Below are 18,592 nucleotides of genomic sequence, written 5' to 3'. Positions count from 1 at the left end.
AAGAAGCCCACCCGCGGAGAGCGAGTGGGCTTCTGCTGTGCGTGTCTCACGTCAACGACGTCCGGTGCTCGACCGTCGCCTCGCGGCGATGCCTGTGGCCAGTCCGCCACCGACGATCAGCGCGAATGCGAGGGACAGGAACGCTGCACCCGATTCGCCTCCCGTCAGCGCCAGCCCGCCGGGGGCCGCGATCGGGCTCGGCGTCGGAGTCGGCGTCACGACCGGTGACGGCGTCGGAGTCGGGGTCACGACCGGTGTCGGCGTCACGACCGGTGACGGCGTCGGAGTCGGCGTCACGACCGGCACCGGGTTGGCGGTGTTGGTCAGGGTCAGCTCGACACCGGCAGTGGTCTGCGGTGTCACCTCGTAGGTGCCGTCGCCGCCGTCGACGACGCCCTCGCCGGCGATCGTCCATTCACCCCACGTCACGCCCTGGATCTCCGGCAGATCGATCTCCTCGATCACGAAGGTCGATCCGAGGGGCGCACGCGCGCTGACCACCGGCTGCCCCACGGGAACCGACATCGTGGCGGGCGGGGCATCCGATCCCTTGACCGAGTACCGCACCGTGTAGGTCGCGTCGCGCACGGCGTCCGCCTGTGCACCGGTGATCTGCTTCGTGATCGAGAACGTCGTGTAGGCGACACCGCTGCCGTCGCCCCCACCGGACTCGACGACCGTGTGGGTCGCCGACGTCTCGAACGTGTCGACGATCGCGTGGTTGCCGAAGATGTCACCCTCGGCCACGGGTGCGTCTGCCTGCGTGAAGTAGACCAGCTCGTATGCGAACCCTCCGGCCGGCAGACCGGACGCCACGAACTCGAACGAGCGCCCGTCGTCTGCCAGGTCGATCACGTAGGCCGAAGGGTCGACCTCGCTCGCGTCCCCGACCAGCGCGCCGTTCACGACCGCACGCTGAACCAGCTTCACGTCGCCGGTGTAGTGATGCCCCGTGAGTCCCGCGTCGAGCGTGTCGGTGATCGTGAACGACCCCTCATCGACATAGCCGCTCGGAATCCCGATGACCCACTTCAACAGTCCATCGGTCGCGGTCTCCCCGCCGTACTTGTAGGGCTCTTCCTGTTCGGCCGGGTCTTCGGGCACCACTCCGCCGTCGCCGGGGAGATCGACGATCTCGACCGTGTCGCCCAGGTCGAACTCGACCGTCTCGCTGGTCGTCGTCTGCGAGGCCCGTGCCTCCATCCAGAACGTGCCTCCGACCTTCTCGAGACCCTCGACCGCTTCGGTGAGAGTGCAGACCATGTCGGGCCCGCCACCCGCCGCCACGGCGCAGTTCGCCATGACCAGACCCGTCACGGGATCGGCGATGGTGAACTCCCCGGCGGACTGCCGACTGAACTCAGCGGGGAGCGTCATCCCGAAGGTCTCCCCCGCCTGTGCTCCGGCCGGCACTGTCCACTTGCCGGAGATCCTCACGTTCTGCCACTGCACGAGCGGCCCGCCACCGTGCTGATTCTCGAGGGACACACCGCTGATCGCGCCGGGATACGTCACCGTCGGAGCCGCGGTGGCCGGAACAGCAGACCCCAGAAGTCCGGTCACCGCCATGACCATCCCCACGATGATCGCCGCGATGCCCCGACCTCGCGTCTTCGCTCCCCCGGTCGTCTTCGCCTCGCCTGTCGTCCTTCTGCGCGCACGCACGAAACCACGCTCCCCAGTCATCGTCTTCCCCATCCGATTCGAGTCGCTCCCAGTCGCGACCCATCTAAGAGATCAGGAAAATGCCCGGGGATTACGCGGCAACCGGTATACAACCTCGATATACCGGAATGGGTTACTGGCAGTGCGTGGTTCCCGCCTCAGCGCACAGCCCCGGCACTCAGTCCCCCCACGAGCCAGCGCTGGAAGAACACCGCGGCGGCGAAGACCGGGATCACCCCGATGAACGACGCGGCCGCGATCTTGCCGAAGTGCGGTGTGCGGTCTCCGTAGAAGAGCGACAGCGCGACCGGGAAGGTCTGCGAGTCCACGCTCTGGGTGAGGAAGGTCGCGAGAAGGAACTCGTTGTAGTTGAGGATCGCGACGATGATGCCGATCGCGACGAGGCTCGGCAGCAGCAGCGGCACGACGACCGACCACAGCATCCGCAGAGTGCCCGCTCCGTCGATGCGCGCCGCCTCCTCGATCTCGACCGGGAGCCGGCGGATGAAGCCCTCCAGCAGCCAGACGGCGACGGGGACGTTGACGAGTGCGTAGACGAGCGTGAGTCCGAGAAGCGTGTTGTTCAGCCCCACGGATCGCAGAAGCGTCAGCAGCGGCACCACGGCGACGATCGGCGGAAGCAGCCACGGGCTCATCAGTGTCGCCGCGAGCGTGCGGCCACCTGCGTTGTGGCGCACGATGGCCCACGCGCCGGGGACTGCGATGACGAGTGAGACGGCAGCGCCGCCGAGAGCCGCGGCCAGGGAGTTCAGGATCGAACGCGGGATGTCGGTCGACAGCACGTCGCCCCAGTTCTCCCAGTGCGGGGCGGCGCTCCACAGGACTCCCGAGACCGTCTCGTCACGCCCCATCAGCGACACCGAGAACAGATACGCGAGGGGGACGAGGGTGACGGCGAGCGCCGCGAACAGCACACTGCTCGCGACCGGCCGCAGACGGGTGCGCGACTCAGTCATGCCGGGCCTTTCGTGCGAAGACCGCCACCACGAGGGTCACCACGGTCACGATGACCGCGAACACGAGGGTGATCGCGGACGCCCGACCGATGTCGAACTCCTTGAGGGCGACCTGCTGGATGAGATAGGTCGTCACGGTCGAGGCCTGACCGGGTCCGCCCGACGTCATCACGAACACGAGGTCGAAGACCTTCAGCGCGATGACGAGCCGGATGAAGAGCGCGGCGATCACCGTGCCCGCGATGGCCGGCCAGGTGATGTGCCGGAACAGACCGGCTCCATGTGCTCCGTCGAGGGACGCCGCCTCTCGCACGGAGGGGTCCTGCGTGAGCAGCGCGGCGTAGACGAGGATCACGATCAGCGGCGTCCACTGCCAGACGTCGGCGAGGCCGATCGCCGGGAGCGCCCATGCCGTGGTCGACAGCGGCGCGAGCGAGACGCCGGGAAGCACGGTGGCGAGGAGTCCGCCGCCGGGATTGAACACGAGCTTCCACAGGGTTCCGACCACCACCGGAGGTGTGATGAGAGGAAGCAGGAGCAGCGTGCGCACGACGGCGCCTGCGCGGGTCGCACGCTCCAGCGCGACGGCGATCGCGACCCCCAGCACCACGCTGACGACGGCCACCACGACGGCATACGCGACCGTCCGAGCGAACGACGCGACGACGTCGGCATCCGCGAGTATCGTCTCGAGATTCGCGGTTCCCACCCACTCCTGGAACGGTCTCCCGAGTGTCGAATCGGTGAAGGCCGCGGCGAGGATGAAGACGAGCGGATACGCACCGAGCACGACGATCGACAGGATGGTCGGCGCGGTCAGCAGTCGTGCGGTGCGGGACCGCGACGGACCGCCCGCCCGTCGCGGCACGGGGCCGGACGCGCGGGCGATGCGCACGCGGATCGACGAGGCGTCAGCCAAGGATCTCTTCCCACTCGGCCTGCACTCGGTCGAGCGTGTCCTGGGCGGTGCCGCCCTCACCCGCGATGAGCTTGGCCAGCTCGTCGGTGAGGATCTGCGCGGCCTGCGAGGCGTTCTCACCGGTGGGCCAGGCCAGCGAGCCACTCAGCGTCGTGCGGTTGACCCGCTGCAGGTCGGGGTAGGTCTCGCCATACGCCTCGCTCTCGAGCGAGGACTCGCGGTTCGGGTCGATGCCCGTCTGCGGGTCGGCGACGATGAGCTCGGAGTTGACCTCGCTGGACGAGGCGTACTCGATGAAGGCCTTGGCGAGGTCCGTCTTCTCGGTGTTCGCGGCGACGACCCACGTGAAGCCGGCCACCAGCGAGGCGCGCGCCTCGGTGTTCTCGCCGCCGACGGGCAACGTGGTCACGCCCCACTTGCCCGCGACCTTCGAATCGGGGTTGGTCTCCGAGCCCACGCCCAGGTCGGTCCAGTTCTCGATGAACGCGACCTTGCCGTCGTACCACGCGCCGTTGCCGACGCCGAAGTCGGTCTCGGCAGCCGTCGGGAAGGCGTAGGGCACCGCATCCACCAGCGCCTCGGCAGCGGCCACCGCTTCCGGGGAGTTGATCGTGGGCTTGCCGTCCTCGTCGACGAACTCGCCGCCGAAGCCCGCCAGGCGGTTCGCGTAGGCGGCGCCGAGGATCAGCGGCGACTTCTGACCGAAGATCGCGGATCCGTAGACGCCGTCATCACCCTCGTTCTCGGTGATGGTCTTCACGTCTGCGAGGTACTCGTCCCAGGTCGCGGGGGGCTCGGTGATGCCGTTCCGCTCGAGGATCTCCTTGTTGTAGAAGAGCACGTGCGTGTCGCCGTCGAAGGGCAGGCCGTAGCGGCGGTCGCCGACCAGCGTGTAGGGATCGTTGATCGAGGGGATGAAGTCGTCCTCCTCGAGCGACGGGGTCTCGTCGATCCAGTCGGTGAGGTCCTGGATGGAGCCGCCCTCGGCGAGGTCCCCGATCGACACGTACCAGGGGGCCGCCACGTCGAACGTGTTCGCTCCCGACTGCTGGTCGAGGGCGAGGGTCGAGCCGATCTCGTCGTAGGGCACGATCGTGAGGTTCACCTCAGCGCCGGTCTCCTCTTCGAAGTGCTCCTTGAGCCAGTTTCCTGCGCCCTCGTGCGACGTGATGAGCAGCGCATTGAGGGTCTGGCCCGAGAAGTCGCCGTCTGCGCCCTCACCACCGGACTCGGGGCTCTGGGTCGCGCAGCCGGCGACCGCGATGGTCGCGGCCGTCAGAGCGGCGGCACCGAGGAGGACGCGGCGGCGACGGCGGCTCGGAAGGAATGACATGGGGGCTCCTCAAGGCGTCGGGTCGGGGAAGCAGATCGGCGCTCACGCTAGGAGCCGAGGGACGACCACCGCATCGCGGACGTAACAGTTCGTCGTGGAGCGACGCGAAGAGTCATCCGGCGGGTCGCCGCACTGCTCGAGTGGCTATGGTCGCGACGTCCCCGATCTCCTGAGGAGCACCATGTCTCGCCGCATCATCCTGAACGCCTTCGACATGACCTGCGTGACTCACCAGGCTCCAGGACTCTGGCGGCACCCTGAGAACCAGGCCGATCGGTACCACGATCTCGACTATTGGGTGGATCTCGCGAAGACCCTCGAGCGGGGCAGGTTCGATGCGATCTTCATCGCTGACGTGCTCGGGACGTACGACGTCTATCGCGACTCCGCCGCCACGGCGCTCGGTGATGCGACGCAGGTTCCCCTCGGCGACCCCGTCGTGCAGATCTCCGCCATGGCGCACGCGACCGAGCATCTCGGATTCGGTGTGACCGTCGCCACGACCTATGAGCAGCCGTACGCGCTGGCGCGCAGGTTCTCGACTCTCGACCACTTCACACGCGGCCGCGTGGGATGGAACGTCGTGACGAGCTACCTCGACTCCGCCGCCCGAAACCTCGGACTCGACACGCAGATCGCGCACGACGACCGGTACGAGATCGCCGAGGAGTTCCTCGACGTCACGTACAAGCTGTGGGAAGGGTCGTGGGAGGACACCGCCGTGCTGCGCGATCGGGAGGCCGGCGTCTTCGCGGATGCGTCGCGCGTGCACCCGATCGGCCACGAGGGGCGGCATTACCGGGTTCCCGGCATCCATCTCGCCGAACCCAGCCCGCAGCGCACGCCGGTGATGTTCCAGGCTGGTGCCTCCCCTCGCGGACGCCAGTTCGCCGCGAAGCACGGCGAGGCGATCTTCATCAACGGGCTGCGTCCGGAGGCGACGCGTCCGGTCACCGACGACATCCGCGATCGCGCCGAGGCTCTCGGGCGCCCACGGGATTCGGTCAAGATCCTCACCCTGGTCACGGTCGTCGTCGCGGCGACGGACGAGGAGGCTCAGGCGAAGCTCGATGACTATCGCCGCTGTGTCTCGGTCGAGGGCGCGCTGGCACTCTATGCCGGATGGACGGGACTCGACCTGTCGCAGTACGACCCCGACGTCCCCCTCGAATACGTCGACACGGATGCCGGGCGATCCGCCCTCTCGGTCTTCACCAAGGCCGATCCGGAGCGCAAGTGGACGCCTCGCGACATCGCCCACTACGTCGGGATCGGCGGCATCGGTCCCGTCATCGTGGGCAGCCCGCAGACCGTGGCGGACGAGCTCGAACGATGGGTCGAGGTCGGCGGTGTCGACGGCTTCAACATCGCCTACGTCGTGACACCCGGGTCGTTCGAGGACATCGTGGACCACCTCGTGCCCGAGCTCCGCCGCCGCGGGCGCACCTGGGACGACTACCCCGAGGGCACGCTGCGCGGACGACTCAGCGGCGACGGCTCCCCCGTGGTGCCCGAGTGGCATCCCGCGCACGCCTACCGCGGCGCCTACGAGGGCGGCGCGTCGGCTCTCGACGGCACGCTCGGCGGGCCGCTGGTGGATGCAGCGGCCGCTTCCGCTCCGGCGGAACTCGACGACCTGACAGAACTCACCGAGAAGGAGGGCGCCCGATGAGCGTCATCGCAGAGACCACCCACCGCAGCCGATGGACGGGAACGGCGGATGCCGAAGAACGCGCGCACTGGCGCGGCATCGCCGAGCGCGTCGCCGCCGAGCTCGAGAGCGATGCGCTGCAGCGCGACCGAGCGAATCAGGACCCGACGGTCGAGCTCGACCTGCTCCGCGAGGCGGGGCTGGTGACGCTTCTGCAGCCGGCCGAGTTCGGGGGTGGCGGTGCGCACTGGGAGACGGCCTTCCTCGTCATCCGCGTCCTGTCGCGCGCCGATGCGTCGGTCGCCCAGGTTCTCGCGTACCACTACATCAACTCGGGCAACATCGGCTTCGCAGCCGACCCGTCGGTGCAGGAGAGATGGCACCGCAAGACCACAGAGGGCCGATGGGTGTGGGGCGACTCCGTGAACCCGACCGACCCCGACCTCGAACTGACCGTCGACGGCGAGGGGTATCGACTCAACGGTCTCAAGCGCTTCTCGACCGGTGCCTCGGCCGGCGACGTCGTGCTGGCGGCCGCACTCGTGCGCGGCGGCGAGCGCGACGGTCAGGTGCTGTTCGTCGTGCTGGACCACGACCGCGACGGCATCCGATATCTCGGCGACTGGGATGCACTGGGACAGCGGCTGTCGGCGAGCGGGTCCGTCCGCTTCGAAGACGTGCGCGTCTCTGCCGACGACCTGCTCGGCGAACTCGGGGACGAGCCTTTCTCGACGCTGATCACGCCAGGCATCCAGCTCGCCTTCGGCAACCTCTACCTCGGTGTCGCCGAGGGAGCACTCGCCCGGGGACTCGACATCGTCCGTGCACGCCCGCGCGCCTGGTTCCTCAGCCAGGCCGACTCGTACCGCGACGACCCGTTCGTGCAGCGCGTCGTGGGCGAGTTCTCTTCGCGGATCGCGGCGGTCGAGGCGCTGGCGGACCGCGCCGGGCGTCTCTTCGACGAGGTCGTGGATGAGGGAGACGGGGTCACGGCGGCGCGCCGAGGGGAACTGGCCATCGAGATCGCCAAGGTCAAGGTCGTCTCGACCGAGGTCGGCATCGAGGTCGCGAACAGGATCTTCGAGATCACCGGCTCGAGTTCCGCGCGTGCGGATGTCGGGCTGGACCTGTTCTGGAGGAACATCCGCACGCACTCGCTGCACGATCCGATCGATTACAAGAAGCTCGAGGTCGGCGCCTGGACGCTGAACGGCGAGCTCCAGCCGATCTCGCTGTACACCTGATGGGCGAGCAGACGCGGCGGCTCGATGCCGTGCGGGAGCGACTGCGCCCGGTCATCGCAGAGATCGCGGCGGGCACGGTCGCGCGGGAGAAGGATCACGAGCTGCCGTTCGCCCAGGTCACCGCCCTCCGCGCAGCGGGCTTCGGTCGGCTCCGGCTGCCGATCGAGCACGGCGGTTTCGGGCTGGACTGGGAATCCTTCGCCGAGGTGCTGATCGAGCTCGCCGCGGCCGACTCGAACCTCCCGCAGATCTTCCGTGGCCACATCGCTTACGTCGAGCACATCCTGGCTGCGACGCCGAGTGAGCGGCGCTCCCGCTGGCTCGAGCGCATCGCCGACGGAGAGCTGGTCGGCAACGCGTGGTCGGAGAACGGTGCCGCCGCAGTGGGGACGAATGCGACGCGCGTGACCCGACGCCCTGATGGAAGCTGGCGCGTCGACGGACGCAAGTTCTACACGACGGGCAGCATCTTCGCGGAGTGGATCGACGCGACCGTCGACCTCGACGGCACGACCGTGACCGCCCTCATCCGCAGGCATCAGGACGGAGTGGAGATCTCCGACGACTGGGACGGCTTCGGACAGCCGCTGACGGGCACCGGCACTGCCGTGTTCACGGACGCCTCGGTCGATGAAGACGACGTCGAGCCGTTCACGTCGCGGTTCCCATTCCAGACGGCGGTCTATCAGCTGACGCTGCTGTCGGTGCTGGCCGGGATCGCCGCCGCGATCGAGCGCGACACCGTCGCTCAGGTGCGGGCACGCACTCGCACCTACAGCCACGGCAGCGCCGAGCGAGTGGCCGACGACCCTCAGATCCTGCAGATCGTCGGCGAGCTGACGGCGACGAGTGCGACGGCCAGGGCGCTCGTGCTCGACGTCGCTCGAGCGGTCCAGCACGCAGCAGACGTGCTGGGCACACCGGAGACGGAGGCTGCCGTGATCGCGGCCGAACTCCGCTCGGCGCAGGCGCAGATCGTGCTCACCGACCTGGTGCCCCGCGCCGCCTCTCGGCTGTTCGACACGCTCGGCGCATCTGCCGTGAGGTCGGGCACCGCTCTCGACCGCCACTGGCGGAACGCTCGCACCGTGTCATCGCACAACCCGTGGATCTTCAAGGCCCGACAGCTCGGCGACCACGCCGTGAACGGCCGGACGCCCGAGTTCGTCTGGTCGGTCGGGCAGGCGAAGGTTCTGGAGGCGAGCACGGCCGAGCGCTGAGACGTTCACCGAGGCTGCCCACCTCGCCCCTCTCGAGGCGGACGGAACGACGCATGCACCCGGTTCTCTGGCCGAAGCCGCATGAGCCGGGTGCCTCGTGAACCACGCCCCTCGAGCTACTCGATGGGAAGATCGTCGACGGAATGCGGCGAGATGCTGGCGCTCGTTCGGCGCTGCACCGTCCGGCGTTGCACCGTGCGGAGCAACGCCGTCGCGCCGGTGACGAGCAGGAGCACACCGATGGTCAGGATCATGAGAGTGCTGATCGTGACGGGTGTGAGGGTGAGCGCCCAGTCGGCGACGCCCGAGCGGCGGTCATCGTCGGCGATGAGCCAGAGCGAGGTCGCCGCCACGGCGGCGAACAGGACGCCCCAGACGATGGCCGCCCAGCGGGTGCGAGGCGGGGTGACCGCTTCGGCGTGGGGTGCGGATGCAGCGGTCGCCCCTGCTGCGCCCGCCTCGGTGGTCGTCTGAGTGCTCATCGCTCGTCCTCTTCCTCAGCCTCGATGAGGGTGATGTCTATCTCGCCGCTGGTCTGCGCGATGGTCACACGCTGCACGGTCGTCGTCGGTGCGTTCTCGGCCGAGATCGTCTCGGCCACGACCGATTCGCCGTCGCGTTCCGTCGCCGTCCATGTGCCGCTGTCGATGATCGCGCCGGTGCCTGCCTCGACCCGCGTCCAGCTCACGTCGGCGGTTCCGACGGTCGCCCGCAGCTGCAGCTGCACACCGGGGTCGACGGAGATCCAGGTGCTGCCGGCACCCTTCTCCACGACGATCGGCCGCGGAGCGTCGTCATGCCGGTTGAGCGAGATGGAGAGGTCACCGAACGGCTGGCGCACGTGCGCGGCCTCATTGTTCGAGATCGATGCCCAGCCGATGCTCACGCCCTGGAAGGCGGAGGACCCGCCGGCCACCAATCCGGCGACGAGCGTCAGCACGGTCGCGAAGGCGAGGAAGCCGCTGCGCCGTCGGAGGGCACCGGCGACGATCATCCCGATCGCGAGCACCAGTGCGGCCGACAGCAGGCCGAGGGCACCGCCGACTGCGGCGTCGCCGGTGCCGAGCCCGACCAGAGCGCCGACGACGATGGCGAGGCCGATGACCGAGGCGACGATCGCGAGACCCGCGCGTGGGCGGGAGGCGCGACGAATGCGGCGGCGCTCCGCGGCCTCGGCGGCGAACACGGCGGCCTCCGCCTGACGCTCGCGTCTGACCTGATCGCGCGCCATGCGTTCGGCATCCTGCTGCCGCCGGCGCCACGCCTGGTCCTGCTCCTTCCACGCCCGGTGCTGGATCCGCCACGCGGCGACCTCGGCCGGGTCCTGCACCCCGGAGGGAAGCGGCGCGGGTGGTGCGGGCGGTGCGTCGTCGATGAACGCGGCCGGTGCGGCGTACACCTCGGACGAGGCGGCGGATGTGGCATCCGCCCCCTCGGCGGTACCCGAACCGCCGAGGGGGACGGATGCCTCCGGGGCCGCCGGATCTGCGGAAGCCACCGGCAGATCAGGCGCGGAAGCACCCGGGGTGCGGCTTGCAGCACGCACGATCAGGAAGAGCAGGCCTCCAACGATGACCAGCCCGACGATCCAGCTGAAGACCGCCAGCGCCGACCAGCTCTCGTATCCGAACCCGAACAGGCGTCCGGTGAGCGGAGCCGTCGGGATCAGCCCGACGACGGCCATGCCCAGAAGACCGAGCTGGACGGGCTGGTAGTCCCGCCGCAGCAGGTCGCGGACGTGGACCCGGCCGTCGAGATCCGGCAGCAGCGCCCAGGCGAGGGCGTAGAGGAAGATCACCGGCAGGCCGAAGAGCGCTGCGACCACGAGGACGCCGCGCACGATCAGCGGGTCGATCCGCAACCGGGCGGCGATGCCGGCGGCGACCCCACCGAGCCATCCGTCGGAGCGGACCACTCCGAGACCGGCGACCCACAGGAGGAATCGCTCGGCGCCGTGCGGAACGGCCGTCCTCGGCGGGCTGGCCTGGTCGGCGGGAGGCGGTGGCGCGGTCGGAATCGTCATGTGTCAATCCTGTCTCCCCCGGTCGGATCCCTGCCATGGGGTGAACCCCTGAGCGACCCCTGATTCTCTCCAGGGGAGGTCACGGATCCGCGCGCCGGATGATTGGATGTCGACATGTCCTCTTCCGCGACCGCGTCTGCGCGACCCTCTCGCTCCGCCGTGTCGTCGCGAGCGGGAGGAGACCTCCAGCCCGAGCCGCGTCAGGCCCTGACACGCGACCGCGACTGCCTGGTCGCAGGCGTCAGCGCGGGTCTCGCCCGTCACCTGGGCGTGCGGGTGTGGATGGTCCGTGCGCTCTTCATCGCTCTCACGATGTGCGGCGGGGCCGGCATCCTGCTCTACGCCTGGTGCTGGGCGTTCACGCCCTGGGCCGACGGCGACGGCACCCCGTCGCGACGGGTGCCCGTGGCCTGGATGCTGCTCGTCCCTGCGAGCGTCGGCATGCTCATCGTGCTCTTCTGGCGCGGCGGCAGCGACTGGCTCTCGGGAACGATTCCGCCTGATGCGGCGGCCGTGGTCGTGTTCGGCACCGTGGGGGCGGCGACCGGGGCCGGGCTGTGGGCGACCCTGATCGATCGCACCGACACCGCCCGGGGACCTCGACACACGATGCTGGTCAGGATCCTCTCGATCGCGCTCCTCGCGATGCTGTTCGGCCTGCTCCTGACCCGGCCTGTCGGCAGCACCGGTGTCGCACTCGTGCTGGTCCCGCTCGCCGGCATCCTCGCCGTGCTGCTGTCGACCCTGATTCCGCGGTGGCGCGACCTGGCGGGCGAACGCGTGCGGCGCATCCGTGAGGAGCAGCGCAGCGAGATGGCCGCGCACCTGCACGACTCCGTGCTGCAGACCCTCGCGCTGATCCAGAACAGGGCGGGCGCATCGAGCGAGGCGGCTCGGCTCGCACGGGCGCAGGAGCGCGAGCTGCGAGCCTGGCTGTACGACGGCGATGCCCCGGCCGACAGCGATCTGGCGACCGACCTGCGCGACTATGCCGGGGGCCTGGAACTCGACTACCCGGTGCGGATCGAGGTGGTCTCGGCGGGCCTCTCCACCGAGCGTGCGAGCGGGGAACTCGCCGCGGCGGCGCGAGAGGCGATGCTGAATGCCGCACGGCACGCGACGGGGGAGGTCTCTGTCTACATCGAGGGCAATGCGACCGACGTCGACGTCTTCGTGCGTGATCGGGGTCCGGGCTTCCGACTGGACGACGTGCCGGGCGACCGCCTGGGCGTGCGGGAGTCGATCATCGGTCGGATGCGTCGAGCCGGGGGCTCGGGCACCGTGCGCAGCGATGAGAGCGGCACCGAGGTGCATCTGCGACTGTCGACCGTGCCGCGGGGCGCGACGAACGCGCAGGCGCCGAACGCGCCGGCGAACACGGATGAAGGCGAGGACGCTCGTGGCTGACAGCATCCGCATCGTGATCGTCGACGACCATTCGATCTTCCGCTCGGGACTCCGCGCCGATCTCGATGCGAGCGTCGAGGTGATCGGGGAGGCAGCCGACGTGCCGTCCGCCATTGCGATGATCCGCGAGACCGTGCCCGATGTGGTGCTGCTCGACGTGCACCTTCCGGGTGGCAGCGGCGACGACTCCACCGGCGGCGAGTCGGTGATCCGCGGCTCGCTGCCCACGACGGCCCGGTTCCTGGCGCTGAGCGTGTCGGATGCCGCAGCCGACGTCGTGCGGGTGATCCGCGCCGGTGCGCGCGGCTACATCACCAAGGGCTCATCCGGCGGGGAGGTCAGCCGCGCCGTGCACGCCGTCGCCGACGGGGATGCGGTGTTCTCGCCGCGGCTCGCCGGGTTCGTGCTCGACGCTTTCGGCGCGGTCGCCGGCGAGATCGCCACGACGACCGACGAACTCGATCGACTGTCGGCACGCGAGCAGGAGGTGATGCGGCTGATAGCCCGCGGATACGCCTACAAGGAGGTGGCCGCAGCGCTGTTCATCTCGATCAAGACGGTCGAGACGCACGTCTCATCGGTGCTGAGGAAGCTGCAGCTGTCGTCGCGCCACGAACTCACGGTGTGGGCCTCGCAGCGTCGACTGCTCTAGCGGGGGCTGTTCCTCGGGATGCCTCGGGCAGCGTGCGACTCAGCGTATGCCGGGGTCGGCCGTGAGCTTTCCGAGCAGACGCTCGAGCTCGCTGAGGTCGTGCAGCGCTGGCCGTGGCAGAATGCTCGGCGATGCTCGATCACGGCGATCCGAGTGCGACATCGTCACGCCCCCAGACACGCGAACGGACCGAGATGGCTGAAGCGACAACAATCCTCGACCGGGTGGCGACGGCTGCCGAGCATCGATCGATCGCGGAATCGGTGGGCTGGCACGACGCCTTCGACTGGGCGACGATCGCAGATTCCCTGGCCGGCTCGACGTTCGGCGTGGTCGCGTATGCCGGAGACGCGGCTGTAGGCATGGGGCGCGTCGTCGGAGACGGCGTGAAGTACTTCTACGTGCAGGACCTGGCCGTCCTCCCGGCCTTTCAGGGGACCGGCCTGGGGGCGCGCATGCTGGATCGCCTGACGGAGCGAATCGCCATGGTCTCCCCGGCAACGGCCTTCGTCGGACTGTTCTCGACCGCCGCGGGCACCGACCTCTACACCTCTCGCGGTTTCGGCCCCGGCGACATGACCGGGCTGTTCAGGCTCATCGAGCCAGCGCCGCGGGACGATGGGCAGAACGGATAGACGCGGGACGACAGGACAGCGACCGGCACGCGCTGAGCACGTTCATCTGAGGGCCACGGTGCGGCCCCAGTCATCCCGCCTCGACGACCCCGGCCCTGATCCCCCAGAGCACGGCCTGCAGGCGGTCGCGGGCTCCGGTCTTCTGGAGGATGCCGGCGAGGTGGTACTTGACGGTCGTCAGTTCCACGAAGAGACGGTCGGCGATCTCGGCATTCGACAGCCCCTCGGCGAGGAGTCGGAGCACATCCAGTTCCCTCTCGGTGAGCGGAGGCCCCTCGGCCGGAACCTGCGCGCTGCTCGCTCGACGGCGGTCGGCGAACTCGTGCAGGATGCGGCGGGTCAGGCGTTGGTCGAGTGTTCCGTCGCCGGCGGCCACCGAGCGGACCGCGGCGAGCAGCGTGTGCTCGTCGGCGCCCTTGAGGAGGAACCCGGCGGCGCCTGCCTCGAGAGCGGCGAAGACATCGGCGTCGACATCGAAGGTGGTGAGGATGAGCACGTCGGTCGCCAGGGCTGCGTCTCCGACGATCTCGCGTGTGGCTGCGATGCCGTCTGTTCCCGGCATCCGGATGTCCATGCAGACGACGTCGGGGCGGAGGCTGCGGGCGAGACTCACGGCGTCGGCGCCGTCGACCGCTTCGCCGATCACCTCGATGTCGGCCTCGGCTCCGAGGATGACGGCGAGCCCGGCGCGCACGACGGCCTGGTCGTCGGCGATGAGAACACGGATCATGGGGTGCTCCGTCCGTCGTAGGGGATGCTCAGGCGATTGGTCCATCCGCCGTCGTCGTCGGGCCCTGTTGACAGGTGCGCCCTGATGAGTTCGGCCCGCTCCGCCATGCCGGAGAGCCCGTAGCCGGCGCCCGAGCTGTCGGTCGTCTCCCGCGTCCGGACTTCGGCGGAGGGCTCGTTGGCGACCGTGATCTCCACGGCATCCGCTCCGAACCGCACGGTCACGGCTCCCGCCGCGCCGGGCGCATGTCTCGCGACGTTCGCCAGCGACTCCTGCACCATCCGGTACGCGGTGGTCTCGGCGAGCGCACCCACCGGACGCGCATCCCCGACGGAGGCGAGTGCGACGCGCTGGCCCCGTTCGCGCGCGATATCCACGAGCGCAGGGATGCCGGCGATGGTCGGCACCGGGCTCGGGGCACCTGAGGGTGCGTCGTCATCGCTGCGCAGGAGCCCGACCGTCCGTCGGAGGTCGGCGAGCGCGATGCGGGCATCGTCCTGGACCGTCTGCATCATCTCCCGCGCCCGGTCGAGATCGCTGCGGGTGAGAGCGTTGGCGGCCTGGGCGCTCACGATGATCCCCGAGAGGTGATGCCCGGCGATGTCGTGCAGTTCCCGCGCGAGGGCCTCGCGCTCGGCACGCACCTCGCGCTCGGCGCGCTCGTGCCGCTCCCGCTCGGCCATCCTCGCCTGCTCCTGCAGCGCATCCGCGAGACGCTCGCGCCCGCGCACGTACTCGGCGACGGCCGCCGGTGCCGCGTACTGCAGGGCGATGCGTGCGATCACGGTGAGGATCAGGACGAGCGCCGATTCGCGTGACCCCAGGAGCAGCGCACTCGCGCCGACGCCGGTGGTCACGAGCGCGCCGAGGGCGAGCGCCGTCAGCGCCGGGTTGCGCGGGCTGCGCCGAGCCATCGCATAGGCGGCGAGGATCACGCCCAGCGAGCCGACCCCCAGCTCCCCCGCCGAGGTCGCCAGGATCACGGCGTCGAGGAGCACGGCGCCGGCGAAGACGATGATCGGTGCGCGCTGGCGGAAGACGAGTAGGACGGCCTGCAGGGCGACCAGAGCGGCGTGCACGATCGGCGACACATCGCCCGGCACTGTCGCGGGGAGCTCGTCGAGCCACAGATCGGCGCCGAGGTAGCCGACGGCCGCAGCGAGCACGAGAATCGGCGGGATCGCGCGGCGCACGCGTTCGGCGCGCCGGGAGGGCGGCTCCGCAGGGGACATGGACTCAGTCAACCACGCCGGGCCCCACCCCCGTCGGGAGGCAGGACCCGGAGTGGAGCGAGGTGTGATCACCGATCGCACAGTGTCTCATCGAGCGCCTCGACGACGATCCGATACTGCTCGAGCAGCACCTCGTCGTCATCCGGGGAGACCACCGCCCAGGGAAGCGCGGTCACTGCGATCGTGACGGCGGTGCCGTCCGGTGCGACGGCGTTGCGCGTCTGGGTACCGGGGATGTCGCCTCCGTGCCCCCAGGCGAATCCTCCGCAGCTGAGCGGGTACCGCTGCAGACCGAGTCCGTACTCCGCCTCGGGCCAGAGCTCATCGCCCGCCGGCACGGTGGTCTTCATCGTCTCGAGCCCGGCACCGCTCAGCAGCTCGCCGTTCAGTAGAGCGCGCATGAAGGTGTTGAGCTCTGCCGGAGTGGACACCATGGCTCCGGCCGACCAGGCGAATGACGTGTCCATGGCGGAGATGTCACGCAGCTCCCCCGGAACGTCGGCGTGGTAACCGGTGGGGTGCTCACCGCGGAGCGGGAGCTCACCGGGGGCGGGGAAGTACGTGTGTTCGAGTCCCAGCGGCGTCACGATGCGCTCATCGATCTGCTGGGCGATCGCGCGGTCGGTCACCGCCTCGATGAGCAGCCCGAGCACCAGGTAGTTCGTGTTGCTGTACTCCCATCTCTCCCCCGGCGCGAAGCTCGCAGGGCGAGTGAGGGCGATGTCGAGCATGTCCCGCGGAGAGATGTACTTCTCCTGCGCGCCGAAGGCATCGGCCGCGATCCGGTCGGCGTATTCCGGCAGACCGCTCGTCTGCTGCAGCAGCTGGTGCACGGTGATGCCGGCGCCGTCGATCCCCGCTCCCCTGATCAGCCCGGGAAGATACGTGTCGATCGGAGCGTCCAGGTCGACGAGGCCCTCGTCGACCAGCTGAAGCACGATCGTCGCGACGAACATCTTGGTGTTGCTGGCGATCCGCACTTCTGCGTCGGGTGGAGGCGCCTGGCCGGTCTCGATGTCGCCCTCGCCGGCGACCGCGTTCTCGACCTCACCATCCGGCGAGGTCACCGATGCGAGGGCCGCCGGGTAGCCGGCGTCGACGAGAGACTGCAATCTCGTCTCGAGCGCGCTGGTCGCCTCCGCATCCGCGGACGAGGCCGGTCGATCGGACGCCCGGAAGAGCGCGCCCGCTGTGATCGCTCCCGCGACGAGCACGGCGGCGGCCGCGATCGCGATCACCGTCCGCATCCTGCGTCTGGGGGCGGGATGGTTCTGGGGTGTGGGGATGTCGTTCATGTCGTGTCCTTTCCCGTGAGTCGTGTCGGATGCGTCGGGCATCAGAGGTCGCGCCGGGACAGAGCGACGGATGCCGCGGCGAGCGCCGCCGCGGAGAGGGCGGCGAGGGCCGCCAGCGCCACTCCGACAGGCACCCCGGCCGACCCGCCGTGAATGACGTTCTGCGCGAGCGCGACCGGCAGGAACTGCGTCCAGACGGGCGCGGAGCCGCCGCCGATCAGCGAGGTCATGGCGGTGACGAGCGGTTCGGCGAAGAGCACCGCGAGCATGGTGAGGATGCCGGCGAGCTGCGTCCGCACGAGGATGCCGACCGCGAGGCCGATCAGTGCGAGGCCCGCGACTGCGACGACGCCCCGCCCCAGGGTGGCGACGACGTCACCGACGCCCGCGGTGAAAGGCGTTGCGGTCGTCGCGAGCGCGACGAGCAGGGCGGCGAGACTGACAACCGCCATGAGGGCGCCGATGACGACACCGACGACTGCGACGGCCATGGCCTTGCCCGCGACGATGCGACCACGACGGGGCGACGCGAGGGCTGCGCCGACCATGCCGCCGTACCGGTCGTCACTGGTGCCGGCGAGGGTGCCGAGCAGGACGATGGCGAGGAGCGCGATGCCGATCGACCCGCCTCCCATCGACGCGCCGAGCGGATTGATCGCGTCGAGCTGCGCCGCCGGAGATGTCAGGTCGAGCACGGGGAGGTCGGCACCGAGCGCCTCTGCGCCGGGACCGATGTCGCCGCGAGCCAGCGCCGGGAGCACGGTCACGAACATCAGCTGCGTCAGGATGAGTCCGATCACGGCGACGAGCGCACTGACCTTCGTCGCTGTGGTCGTGGTCAGTCCGAGGAGTTCTGCGCGGAACATCAGCGCACCCCCGCGATTCCGGTGACCTGGAGGTAGTAGCCCTCGAGGTCTCCGCTCGCTGTGGCGACGGCATCCGCCAACGTCACGTCGGCGACGACCCGCCCCTCGGCGATCACGACGATGTCGTCGGCGATGTCCTGCACGTCGGAGAGCAGGTGTGAGGAGAGCAGCACCGTCCCTCCGGCATCTGCGAAGGCCCGCAGGCGATCACGCAGCCAGCGCATGCCGGCGGGGTCGAGGCCGTTGGAGGGCTCATCGAGCACGAGCAGCTTCGGCTCTCCGAGCAGCGCTGCCGCGACCGCGATGCGCTGCTTCATGCCGAGCGAGTATCCGCCGGATCTGCGGTCGGCGTCGGCGGTCATGCCCACCTCGGCGAGGACCCCATCGACGCGCTGGGGGGCGACGTCGGCGCGGGCCGCGGCGATGCGCAGGTGCTCACGTCCGGTGCGGGCGGGGTGCAGACCGCCGGCGTCGAGAACGGCGCCGACCATCGTGGCCGGCCGCTCGAGGTCGCGGTAGGGGCGCCCGAAGACCAGGGCCTCGCCCTGGTCCGCGGCGATGAGTCCGAGCAGCAGGCGGATCGTGGTGGTCTTGCCGGCGCCGTTGGGCCCGAGCAGGCCGACGACTCTCCCTGACGCGATCGTGAAACCGACTCCGTCGACGCGAGAGCGTCCATGGAAGGACTTGTGCAGTCCGCGCGCCTGGAGCGGCGGAGATGTGGAGATGTTCATGTCTCCAGCCTC

Annotated in this window: 17 protein-coding genes; 6 read left to right on the top strand and 11 right to left on the bottom strand. The window is 69.7% G+C overall.

From position 1 onward, the window contains the following. Positions 1 to 51: 51 nt before the first annotated feature. The 4 genes from AC04ME_RS04790 to AC04ME_RS04775 all read right to left on the bottom strand — a co-directional run bounded on the left by AC04ME_RS04790 (position 52) and on the right by AC04ME_RS04775 (position 4,894). Positions 52 to 1,686, bottom strand: coding sequence for an Ig-like domain-containing protein (locus AC04ME_RS04790; RefSeq protein ID WP_475433811.1), 1,635 nt, complete (start codon positions 1,684 to 1,686; stop codon positions 52 to 54). Between the two features lie 137 nt (positions 1,687 to 1,823). Beyond that, on the bottom strand, positions 1,824 to 2,642 hold the full coding sequence (locus AC04ME_RS04785; RefSeq protein WP_475433810.1) for a carbohydrate ABC transporter permease: 819 nt from the start codon (positions 2,640 to 2,642) through the stop codon (positions 1,824 to 1,826). Beyond that, complete coding sequence (locus AC04ME_RS04780) at positions 2,635 to 3,561, bottom strand: carbohydrate ABC transporter permease (protein ID WP_309686106.1); 927 nt, start codon at positions 3,559 to 3,561, stop codon at positions 2,635 to 2,637. Before AC04ME_RS04780 ends, AC04ME_RS04785 begins: the two co-directional genes overlap by 8 nt. Beyond that, complete coding sequence (locus tag AC04ME_RS04775; protein ID WP_475433808.1) at positions 3,554 to 4,894, bottom strand: ABC transporter substrate-binding protein; 1,341 nt, start codon at positions 4,892 to 4,894, stop codon at positions 3,554 to 3,556. The genes AC04ME_RS04780 and AC04ME_RS04775 overlap by 8 nt, the downstream gene beginning before the upstream one ends. A gap of 181 nt (positions 4,895 to 5,075) precedes the next feature. Between AC04ME_RS04775 and AC04ME_RS04770 the strand changes: the two genes are divergently transcribed. Genes AC04ME_RS04770 through AC04ME_RS04760 form a run of 3 tightly spaced genes read left to right on the top strand, consistent with a single transcriptional unit; the run spans position 5,076 to position 9,009 of the window. Next, positions 5,076 to 6,566, top strand: a complete 1,491-nt coding sequence (locus AC04ME_RS04770; RefSeq protein ID WP_475433806.1) for an LLM class flavin-dependent oxidoreductase — start codon at positions 5,076 to 5,078, stop codon at positions 6,564 to 6,566. Next, on the top strand, positions 6,563 to 7,789 hold the full coding sequence (locus AC04ME_RS04765; RefSeq protein ID WP_475433804.1) for an acyl-CoA dehydrogenase family protein: 1,227 nt from the start codon (positions 6,563 to 6,565) through the stop codon (positions 7,787 to 7,789). The genes AC04ME_RS04770 and AC04ME_RS04765 overlap by 4 nt, the downstream gene beginning before the upstream one ends. Further along, positions 7,789 to 9,009 (top strand): acyl-CoA dehydrogenase family protein, encoded by a 1,221-nt coding sequence (locus AC04ME_RS04760; RefSeq protein ID WP_042537155.1) that lies wholly within the window; start codon positions 7,789 to 7,791, stop codon positions 9,007 to 9,009. Before AC04ME_RS04765 ends, AC04ME_RS04760 begins: the two co-directional genes overlap by 1 nt. 116 nt (positions 9,010 to 9,125) lie before the next feature. Here AC04ME_RS04760 and AC04ME_RS04755 read toward each other — a convergent pair whose 3' ends face one another. Both AC04ME_RS04755 and AC04ME_RS04750 read right to left on the bottom strand, forming a co-directional pair. Further along, positions 9,126 to 9,491 carry a hypothetical protein gene (locus tag AC04ME_RS04755; protein ID WP_475123465.1) on the bottom strand — a complete coding sequence of 122 codons (366 nt, stop codon included), beginning with the start codon at positions 9,489 to 9,491 and terminating at the stop codon, positions 9,126 to 9,128. Then, positions 9,488 to 11,032, bottom strand: a complete 1,545-nt coding sequence (locus tag AC04ME_RS04750; RefSeq protein WP_475123464.1) for a PspC domain-containing protein — start codon at positions 11,030 to 11,032, stop codon at positions 9,488 to 9,490. The genes AC04ME_RS04755 and AC04ME_RS04750 overlap by 4 nt, the downstream gene beginning before the upstream one ends. Positions 11,033 to 11,146: 114 nt before the next feature. On the opposite strand from AC04ME_RS04750, the gene AC04ME_RS04745 reads away from it, so the two are divergent. From AC04ME_RS04745 to AC04ME_RS04735, 3 genes are all read left to right on the top strand, one after another. Beyond that, on the top strand, positions 11,147 to 12,439 hold the full coding sequence (locus AC04ME_RS04745; protein ID WP_082041009.1) for an ATP-binding protein: 1,293 nt from the start codon (positions 11,147 to 11,149) through the stop codon (positions 12,437 to 12,439). Beyond that, entirely contained in the window at positions 12,414 to 13,091 is a 678-nt protein-coding gene (locus AC04ME_RS04740) for a LuxR C-terminal-related transcriptional regulator (protein ID WP_197065942.1), read from the top strand. Before AC04ME_RS04745 ends, AC04ME_RS04740 begins: the two co-directional genes overlap by 26 nt. Positions 13,092 to 13,285: 194 nt before the next feature. Next, positions 13,286 to 13,726 (top strand): GNAT family N-acetyltransferase, encoded by a 441-nt coding sequence (locus tag AC04ME_RS04735; RefSeq protein ID WP_042537206.1) that lies wholly within the window; start codon positions 13,286 to 13,288, stop codon positions 13,724 to 13,726. 70 nt (positions 13,727 to 13,796) lie between these two features. Here the strand turns inward: AC04ME_RS04735 and AC04ME_RS04730 are convergent, their stop codons facing one another. The 5 genes from AC04ME_RS04730 to AC04ME_RS04710 all read right to left on the bottom strand — a co-directional run bounded on the left by AC04ME_RS04730 (position 13,797) and on the right by AC04ME_RS04710 (position 18,580). Then, positions 13,797 to 14,456, bottom strand: a complete 660-nt coding sequence (locus AC04ME_RS04730) for a response regulator (protein WP_042537151.1) — start codon at positions 14,454 to 14,456, stop codon at positions 13,797 to 13,799. Then, positions 14,453 to 15,688, bottom strand: a complete 1,236-nt coding sequence (locus tag AC04ME_RS04725) for a sensor histidine kinase (protein ID WP_475433799.1) — start codon at positions 15,686 to 15,688, stop codon at positions 14,453 to 14,455. The genes AC04ME_RS04730 and AC04ME_RS04725 overlap by 4 nt, the downstream gene beginning before the upstream one ends. Positions 15,689 to 15,756: 68 nt before the next feature. Continuing rightward, entirely contained in the window at positions 15,757 to 16,983 is a 1,227-nt protein-coding gene (locus AC04ME_RS04720) for a serine hydrolase domain-containing protein (protein WP_475433797.1), read from the bottom strand. Between the two features lie 41 nt (positions 16,984 to 17,024). Further along, positions 17,025 to 17,849, bottom strand: a complete 825-nt coding sequence (locus tag AC04ME_RS04715; RefSeq protein WP_042537147.1) for a hypothetical protein — start codon at positions 17,847 to 17,849, stop codon at positions 17,025 to 17,027. Further along, positions 17,849 to 18,580 (bottom strand): ABC transporter ATP-binding protein, encoded by a 732-nt coding sequence (locus AC04ME_RS04710; RefSeq protein WP_079112272.1) that lies wholly within the window; start codon positions 18,578 to 18,580, stop codon positions 17,849 to 17,851. The genes AC04ME_RS04715 and AC04ME_RS04710 overlap by 1 nt, the downstream gene beginning before the upstream one ends. Positions 18,581 to 18,592: the final 12 nt, after the last annotated feature.

Source organism: Microbacterium sp. LjRoot205, assembly GCF_056175745.1.
Note: the sequence above shows the minus strand (reverse complement) of the source record. Positions and strands in the feature narration are given on the sequence as shown.

What these genes read in the sequence shown, in the direction of transcription:
- AC04ME_RS04790 (WP_475433811.1), bottom strand. Translation starts at nt 1,686, where the DNA reads ATGACTGGGGAGCGTGGTTTCGTGCGTGCGCGCAGAAGGACGACAGGC.
- AC04ME_RS04785 (WP_475433810.1), bottom strand. Translation starts at nt 2,642, where the DNA reads ATGACTGAGTCGCGCACCCGTCTGCGGCCGGTCGCGAGCAGTGTGCTG.
- AC04ME_RS04775 (WP_475433808.1), bottom strand. Translation starts at nt 4,894, where the DNA reads ATGTCATTCCTTCCGAGCCGCCGTCGCCGCCGCGTCCTCCTCGGTGCC.
- AC04ME_RS04770 (WP_475433806.1), top strand. Translation starts at nt 5,076, where the DNA reads ATGTCTCGCCGCATCATCCTGAACGCCTTCGACATGACCTGCGTGACT.
- AC04ME_RS04765 (WP_475433804.1), top strand. Translation starts at nt 6,563, where the DNA reads ATGAGCGTCATCGCAGAGACCACCCACCGCAGCCGATGGACGGGAACG.
- AC04ME_RS04760 (WP_042537155.1), top strand. Translation starts at nt 7,789, where the DNA reads ATGGGCGAGCAGACGCGGCGGCTCGATGCCGTGCGGGAGCGACTGCGC.
- AC04ME_RS04755 (WP_475123465.1), bottom strand. Translation starts at nt 9,491, where the DNA reads ATGAGCACTCAGACGACCACCGAGGCGGGCGCAGCAGGGGCGACCGCT.
- AC04ME_RS04750 (WP_475123464.1), bottom strand. Translation starts at nt 11,032, where the DNA reads ATGACGATTCCGACCGCGCCACCGCCTCCCGCCGACCAGGCCAGCCCG.
- AC04ME_RS04745 (WP_082041009.1), top strand. Translation starts at nt 11,147, where the DNA reads ATGTCCTCTTCCGCGACCGCGTCTGCGCGACCCTCTCGCTCCGCCGTG.
- AC04ME_RS04740 (WP_197065942.1), top strand. Translation starts at nt 12,414, where the DNA reads ATGAAGGCGAGGACGCTCGTGGCTGACAGCATCCGCATCGTGATCGTC.
- AC04ME_RS04735 (WP_042537206.1), top strand. Translation starts at nt 13,286, where the DNA reads ATGGCTGAAGCGACAACAATCCTCGACCGGGTGGCGACGGCTGCCGAG.
- AC04ME_RS04730 (WP_042537151.1), bottom strand. Translation starts at nt 14,456, where the DNA reads ATGATCCGTGTTCTCATCGCCGACGACCAGGCCGTCGTGCGCGCCGGG.
- AC04ME_RS04725 (WP_475433799.1), bottom strand. Translation starts at nt 15,688, where the DNA reads ATGTCCCCTGCGGAGCCGCCCTCCCGGCGCGCCGAACGCGTGCGCCGC.
- AC04ME_RS04720 (WP_475433797.1), bottom strand. Translation starts at nt 16,983, where the DNA reads ATGAACGACATCCCCACACCCCAGAACCATCCCGCCCCCAGACGCAGG.
- AC04ME_RS04715 (WP_042537147.1), bottom strand. Translation starts at nt 17,849, where the DNA reads ATGTTCCGCGCAGAACTCCTCGGACTGACCACGACCACAGCGACGAAG.
- AC04ME_RS04710 (WP_079112272.1), bottom strand. Translation starts at nt 18,580, where the DNA reads ATGAACATCTCCACATCTCCGCCGCTCCAGGCGCGCGGACTGCACAAG.